Here is a 7466-nt window from a genome sequence, read left to right on the forward strand (position 1 = left end):
ATAGATAGTCTAAATGAAAGCTCATCACTACAACTGTATTGGTTGATCTATTTTACACCATAAACTCAGGAGAGCCATTTTAGCTAAGGCTATGGGTTGAGTTGATAGTTGCCACAGTCTCCAACAAAATGCTCCGATTTCCCTATTTTAATATTCCTTTCAATCTGGCCTGCTTAATCCAAGCGGGAAATTCATTCAGCAGTCTTTCATACAATTGTTCATCAGTGATTTTTCCCAAATCGTCTAAATGAAAAAAGTTAGCGTTATCAACCAGCCGGCCACCCATACTATCTAGTCTTTCCAGAATTCCATAGTTAAAACCAGCCAATCCCACAAATTGCCAAAAAATCGGATATTTTGCACCTTCAACTATAGATTTTTTAAGTTCTGGCTCATTAGTAACGCCTCCATCACTGAGGAAAACAATAAATGTAGGCAGTTTACTAGCCTTTTCCTGAGTATACTTCTTTATGACATCTTGTATTACCAAACTTTCATTGTTTCCCCCGCCTAATTCCAGCATCAGAGAAGGCATTTTAAAAACAAGTAAAGCTCTCTTCATTGCGCCGGCTTCTTTTGTGATATAGCCATCAACATTTGTCTCCGTCACCGATCTTGTTCTTTTGAATGTTGAGCCAAAAAACCAAACATCTAAAGTGGCATCATCATCTAGTCTGCTAGCTACTGGAACTATTCTTTCAAGGAACGCTTGCACTGCACCAGAACTATATTGATGGCTCATAGATCCAGAAATATCCAAAACCAAAGCGACTCTTGCTAGGATACCCTCAATCCCTTTCTTTTTAAGACAAATATCTACTTTTGCTTTTAAAAGGATTATATCTGCTTTTTTTGTAATATCAATAGGTTGCTGTTTGGTCTCTTTTTCAGGTTCAGGAGTTAAGACAGGCTTGTCTACTTTCTTCTCTTCCTGTTTAATATCAACAAAATACCGATCTACAAAACTTTGCAAGCCGGCATTATAGCCTTCTCCTACTGCTTGAAATCTCCATGCCAAATCTTTTCTATACAATCTGCCAAACTCCAACGCTGTCTCTTGAGAAAAAGCTTCTTTTAAATCGTACCGAGCTAACTCGACTCCTGTTTCCTGGTTGTAAAGCCTGATAAACGCATTTTTAACTTGGCTGAAATTTTGATTTTTTTCCAGCCCTTCGTGAATAGTGACAACAAAAACTATTTGCTCAATAGCAATCTTGACTTTTGTCAAATCTACGTAGATCGTCTCATCATCATCTTCGCCTTGCCCAGTTCTGTTATCTCCTGAATGTCTTAAAGAGCCATCCAGTGATTTCAGATTATTATAGAATACAAAGTATTTTTCATGAATTATTTTGCCGGCAGCACCTAACATAAACACAGAAGCATCAATATCATAGCTTGGGCCAACCTGACTCACATCCCAACCTAAGCCAATCGCCACGTGTTTTAAATCGGGAGCAGCTTTAGAAAGATTTAACCTTTCACCTTTGGTTAATTGGATTCCCATTCTATTGGTTTTCCTTCAATGTAAATTCGGCTGATTAGCTATTGTCAACAAAAAAAGGTTTCGATCGTTGTTGTCCACTTCTGATTCCAGGAAGTAAGGAGCATCTATGTACCGAAGGAGTTGTTAAGCATAGGTTTTCACAAGTTCCTGCAACCCATTAACCTTAACACCGTTACCGATCGCCGCCATTTTCCACTCATCATTATGCTTGTAGATTTCTGCCATCAGCATCCCCGTCATGCCTTTGTATTCAGAACCTGATAGGTTGTATTTTGCAAGTTCTTGATTATTAGACGTATTAACCAAACGCACAAACGCATTTTGAACTTGTCCGAAGTCTTGCTTGCGTGCAATGCAATCGTAAATGTTAACTGTAAAAACCAGTTTGACAATTTGCGCGGGAATTCGAGATAAATCGACGAGAATTTGCTCGTCATCTCCCTCTCCCGCTCCAGTCAGATTATCACCTAGATGCGTAATAGCTCCTGAACGGTGGGAAAGATTGCCAAAATAAACGATATTGGTCATATCATTCACTTTGTCATTTCGATCTAAACAAATCACTGAGGCATCCAAGTCATAATCTGGAGCACTGCTAAAAGCCCCAAACAAACCTCCACCTGAGCGTTTTGCCACATCCCACCCTAATCCGCAGATCAGTTTTGTTAGCCCTGGCGCTTCTTTGGAAAGCGAGATGCGCTGTCCTTTTTGTAGGTTAATTCCCATGTGTTTTACCTTTTAGCTATAGCGATCGAGTAATGCTTGCAAACCACCTTGATAGCCTGCTCCCACTGCATTGAGACGCCACTCACCGTCTTTCCGGTAAAGTTCAGCCATGATCAGTGCGGTCTCTATGGAATAATCTTCTACAAGGTCATAGCGAACAGCTTCCTGTTGTGTTTGGGCATTAACGAGCCGCACGAAGGCATTTTGCACCTGACCAAAATTTTGATGGCGTTGCTGTGCTTCATGGATGGTTACAGTTACAAGAATTTTTTGGACATCATTAGGCACTTTTTTGAGGTTGATTTTGATAACTTCATCATCCCCCTCGCCCGCCCCCGTGAGATTATCTCCCAGGTGCTGCACTGATTTGTCGGGATCTGGACTTGTGAGATTGTTATAAAAAATGAAGTGATTGTCAGAAATTAATTTTTCATTAGCACCTAATAGGAACAATGATGAGTCTAGGTCAAAGTCAGAACCCGTGTCTGTAGCTTTAACGTCCCATCCCAGTCCTACGAATACTTCTGAGAGACCGGGTGAAATTTTTTCAAGCGATACCCGTTGTCCTTTTGTCAGAGATACTGCCATGATTCAATCTTCCTCTTTATTAGAATTAGAAGTGGTTATGGAGGGAGGCGCGGACTGGAAAACTTTATTAAGTTTTTGCTGGAAATAGTTGGAGAATTTTAAATCTTAAATAATAAGAATATTAGCTAACTGTGCCGATGTCAATAGGGGTTACAACTCTTAATTATTTTTTTTGTATGAGTACAAAGCAATCATGCCCTGCCTCCCACAGTTGTGTAATCTCAGCTTGGGTTATTGTGCTTGTGTATTTTGAACTCTCGGAACTTGGCTCTGTTTTGTGATGCCCGTGACCATTACCAGGCCGTTTCCACAAGGCGCTCCGCTGGGAAGTCTCCTGCGTTGCAATACCATCGACTTGTGGCGTCGATGGTGTTGCGACGGATTCCCAACGCTTGAGCAACTTCGATTTTCTTCATGCCATTTAACTCGATCGCTGGAATGACCTGATCAAAAAGGTATAAATGTACAGTTTGTGCCCAAAAGTTGGCGCGATCGCTCTGCAAAACTGGCCACTAATTGTAGTCTATTTTCTAACCGACGAAAGCGGTTGCTATAGTTTAATTTAAATGCCGATCAGCTCGAATCAAACTCTTTGCCTGACAATAAAATCTCAATCCCTATCACTCTCTAGTTTCGGGGAGAATTTCTACTACATACTCCGGTACATATTCTGGTCGATTCTCTGGCCGATTCGGGGGCAAATTCTTGGGCAAATTCTCCGGTGGATGTTCCAGCCTGACTCGCCGGATCGGGAGATTTGCAATTAGTGCTGTAGCCCGCTGGTCGCTCTCCAGCGAGAACTCAGACCCGGTGGTATCGATTTCCACGTAACGAGACACCACCTCTAGAATTTCTCGGCGCATCGACTCAACCATTTCTGGGCTGAGTTCTGAGCGATCGTGGGCTAGAACCAGTTTGAGGCGCCGTTTTACCTCGTCGCGGCTGTTGTCAGGGGTGCGCGGGAAAAGTCGTTCGAGAAGTGTATGTATCATGGGTCGGGCTGTTTTGTCAAGGGTTAGGCATAGAAAAGGTCATACCATTTTCGATTTTCGATTTTCGATTTTCGATTGGGGAATCAGTGATTCCCGTCTGGTTTGGAGCTGGGCGACACTTTCATTCTTTTTGGGAACTGGTGTAACTGGGGGAAAATTTGGGCTAGTTTTTGTGATGCGGTCGCTGCTGTTAAAGATCGATCGCCAATAAGCACATCACATAATTTTAGTATTTAAGAACTTGCGGAGGCGAGTAAAGAAGTTTTCGGGACGGGGATTGAGATCTAGAAAATCAACTTTTTCGCCTTCTAAGCGGCGGGCAATATTGTCGAAGGCAGTTCCAGCTAAAGAGGCCGTTTCCGACAATACTAATGGTTCGCCTCGGTTGGTGGAAACGATGACGCGCTCGTCGTCGGGAACGACGCCTAACAGCGAAATGGCGAGGATTTCCCGCACGTCTTGCACCGACATCATATCATTTGCCAGCACCATTGCGGGTCTAATCCGGTTGACGATTAGGTTGATTTTCTTGACGTTGTTGGCTTCCAGCAGACCGATGACTCGATCGGCATCGCGGACAGCAGCGATTTCGGGAGTGGTGACAATGATGCCTTCTTGAGCCGGGGCGATCGCATTTTGAAAACCTTGTTCAATGCCAGCAGGAGAGTCGATCAAAATATAGTCGTATTTTGCTCCCAACATCCCCACAAGCTGCTTCATTTGCTCAGCGCTGATGGCATCTTTCATCCGAGTTTGGGCAGCCGGCAACAGCACCAAGCGCGGCTGCCGCTTATCTTTCACCAAAGCTTGCTCCAATCGGCACTCTCCAGCGAGAACTTCTAATGCCGTGTAAACAATCCGATTTTCTAAGCCCAGCAGCAAGTCCAAATTTCTGAGACCGAAATCGGCATCAATTACGGCAACGTTGCGTCCCCGCTTAGCTAAAGCCATGCCGAGATTGGCTGTGGAGGTGGTTTTTCCTACCCCGCCTTTCCCTGATGTAACAACAATAATGCGAGCCATAAGCGATTTTTAGATTAGTTATTGGTAATTGGTAATTGGTAATTGGTAATTGCTAATTGCTAATTGGTAATTGGTAATTGGTAATTGGTAACAACTAACAACTGCCAACTAACAACTGTCAACTGTCAACTGTCAACTGTCAACTAACCATTACCCCCAACTAACTGCGATTTGTCAAAATCAGAGGCTCTACCGATCCGAATCCCTTGAGGCGTCACGTAGGCGACTTCCGGGAAAAACTGAGCGGGTGAGGTTTCTGGGCCTCTGGCAACATACTTAGCAATCCTAATCACCATCGGTTCCATCTGCAAGGTCATAATCACGCTTTTGGTATTGCCACCGGCACCAGCGTGCACGACTCCCCGCAAACGGCCCCAAACTAGGATATCGCCTCCGGCAATGACTGAGCCGCCTGGATTTACGTCTCCCAAAAGTACGACGGTGCCTGGATGACGAATTTCTACGCCCGATCGCACTGTCATCTGCAAATATAAAGGTTCCGCCAGCGATTGCGGTTTTTCGGCGGCTTTATTCAGGGAAGAAACCGGAGGCTGCTGTTCTACACAATAGCCTGCCGTAGCTGCGGCAACGGCGGTTTGGCGGCGACTGGTGTGGACTCGTTTGAGTTGCAGTTCCACTTCCAAGAGGGCAGAGGCTATCTCTTGCAGTTGGCGGATATCTAAAAGTCGATCGTTCCCCATCAATTGTACTTCTGCGTTTGGCTGCCAAAAGCGTTCTCCCGCATTCAGCCTGACTTTTAGCTGCTGCCAAAGTTCAGTCCAAGTCGAGGCGGAGGCTGTTGCGGGTTCGCTATTAGTTTCTGGGGGGAGTAGCAACAGTAGCTGTCCATCTTCGGTTTTGAGTCGGACTTGCAGCTCCAAGCTGACTTCGGGTGTTGATTGAGGGGCGGCAGCAGCGGCTCCGGGGGAGGCATCGGGTGTCATGGGACAGTTTGATCTCGGGTAGGGACAGGTTAACATCAATATTAGCCTGAGTGGTCATTAGTCATTAGTCATTAGTCATTAGTCATTAGTCATTAGTCATTACCAGGGCAGTCCGCGCGCACTTTAGACAATTATAGGACTTACGCATCGGGGCCTATAAACCGGGTTTTTTTACAAAAATACTACGTTGCAATCCTATTTTATGTTTGTCCCCATACTCTCCTGATCTTAATCCGATTGAATTATGGTGGTCGCAACTTAAATCTTTATTGATCCAGTTTTCGCCAACCACCACTAAAATGGTTGATACGATAATTGCTGTGGCTCTTGACTTAATTAATCCGAAACATCTCAAAAGCTGGTTTACTAATTGCTGCTACTGTACCTCATAACATCCGGAAGTGCTGTATAACGGGTAAAATCAACCGGATTGGATGGTGAAATTGCCCTCGCGAGTGCGATCGACTTCAACCATCGACAACAACGCAAAAGAGGACACCGCAAAGCCGTTTTCCTACCAAAAAAATAGCGGCTAAATTGTTAAACAATTACCAAAAAAAAGGACACAGCCATGCTGTGTCCTCACCCGTATCTTGTAGGGACACAGCCATGCTGTGTCCCTAACCGTACCCTCGATATCCCGATTAGGATTCTTGCCGTTTAGAACAAGAACAATTCAGTATTACCGGAAATTCCTAAATCGACATTATTGACAGTTGCAAACAAACTGTTACCGCCAACCGTAGAACCGTTGCTATCGTAATACAGTTTAGTAGACAAACCGTCGTAGAGAGCAATGAACGACGGCTGGGTTAAATTTGCTTCAAACACAGTTACATCAGACACTGTGCTGCTGTAAGCGTAGAAACTCTGAGTCACAAATGCAGCTCCGGTTCCGATTTGAAAGCCATTGTTGGAGATGCTAATTTGATCGTCAGCAATGCTGTAATCGGTAATTACATCCCCGCCGCCAGCAGTAGTTTCGAGGAACGTAAACTGATCCGCACCAGCACCACCGTTGAGAACATTGGTTCCCACACCACCGATTAAAGTGTCATTCCCCTCGTCACCGTTGAGAGTATCGCTACCCGCGTTGCCGAAGAGACTGTCGTTACCAGCGCCACCGGAGATGCTGTCGTTACCTGCACCGCCGTTGAAACGATCAACACCCAATCCGCCGCTGAAGATGTCAGCAAACTCAGTACCCGTGACGTTGTTATCAGCCGCATCTCCGATAAACAAGACAGGAGTGGTGAAGTTGTAACCGCCAGCACCAGAACCGAAGTTGTTAAAGGCGACGGGGAAAGTGTTTCCAGCAGCAGTTAAATCAGCAACGCTACCTGAGTTGGTAGTAGTACCAGTGTCAGAAGAGGCGATCGTACCTGTAAATACAAAGTCCGCCGTTCCCAGATTGGTAGCAGCCGTACCCAGATTCGCAATCAAGGTAGAACCAGCGGCCACCGTACCGTTCGAGTCAAAATACAACACCGTTTCGTTCGACGCATTAGTAAATGCGAAGAAACCAGCAGTTGTAGAATTGCCCACGGCTGTAGCTTGTGCCTCTTCCAAAGAAGCATAACTGCCGCCTGTGAAAATCACTAACTCTTGGCCAGTAATGTCAGGATTTGAACCGCTAACACCGTCAAAGTTAGTCGTAGTCAAATTACCGAAAGCGCTCGCGCTAAA

At 45.0% G+C, this 7466-nt stretch carries 8 protein-coding genes; all 8 read right to left on the reverse strand.

Features of this window, described 5'->3' with window-relative positions; all coding sequences use genetic code 11:
• Window positions 1-142: 142 nt before the first annotated feature.
• The gene (locus QUB44_RS29755; protein WP_333373266.1) at window positions 143-1507 is read right to left on the reverse strand and encodes a TerD family protein; all 1365 of its coding nucleotides are present in this window, start codon (window positions 1505-1507) and stop codon (window positions 143-145) included.
• Window positions 1508-1630: 123 nt separating this feature from the next.
• Window positions 1631-2233 carry a TerD family protein gene (locus tag QUB44_RS29760; RefSeq protein WP_333373269.1) on the reverse strand — a complete coding sequence of 201 codons (603 nt, stop codon included), beginning with the start codon at window positions 2231-2233 and terminating at the stop codon, window positions 1631-1633.
• Window positions 2234-2245: 12 nt separating this feature from the next.
• The gene (locus tag QUB44_RS29765) at window positions 2246-2821 is read right to left on the reverse strand and encodes a TerD family protein (RefSeq protein WP_333373272.1); all 576 of its coding nucleotides are present in this window, start codon (window positions 2819-2821) and stop codon (window positions 2246-2248) included.
• Between the two features lie 293 nt (window positions 2822-3114).
• The gene (locus QUB44_RS29770) at window positions 3115-3324 is read right to left on the reverse strand and encodes a hypothetical protein (protein ID WP_333373274.1); all 210 of its coding nucleotides are present in this window, start codon (window positions 3322-3324) and stop codon (window positions 3115-3117) included.
• Window positions 3325-3441: 117 nt separating this feature from the next.
• On the reverse strand, window positions 3442-3813 hold the full coding sequence (gene minE, locus QUB44_RS29775; RefSeq protein WP_333157722.1) for a cell division topological specificity factor MinE: 372 nt from the start codon (window positions 3811-3813) through the stop codon (window positions 3442-3444).
• Between the two features lie 216 nt (window positions 3814-4029).
• Window positions 4030-4836, reverse strand: a complete 807-nt coding sequence (gene minD, locus QUB44_RS29780; protein ID WP_333178052.1) for a septum site-determining protein MinD — start codon at window positions 4834-4836, stop codon at window positions 4030-4032.
• Window positions 4837-4979: 143 nt separating this feature from the next.
• Window positions 4980-5780: a septum site-determining protein MinC gene (gene minC, locus QUB44_RS29785; protein WP_333373277.1), complete on the reverse strand. Its 801-nt coding sequence runs from the start codon at window positions 5778-5780 to the stop codon at window positions 4980-4982.
• A gap of 660 nt (window positions 5781-6440) precedes the next feature.
• Window positions 6441-7466 (reverse strand): calcium-binding protein (locus QUB44_RS29790; protein WP_333373281.1); only part of this gene is annotated, 1026 nt, incomplete at its 5' end.

The sequence above is a fragment of the Microcoleus sp. AT3-D2 genome (assembly GCF_036705715.1).
GTDB lineage: Bacteria > Cyanobacteriota > Cyanobacteriia > Cyanobacteriales > Microcoleaceae > Microcoleus.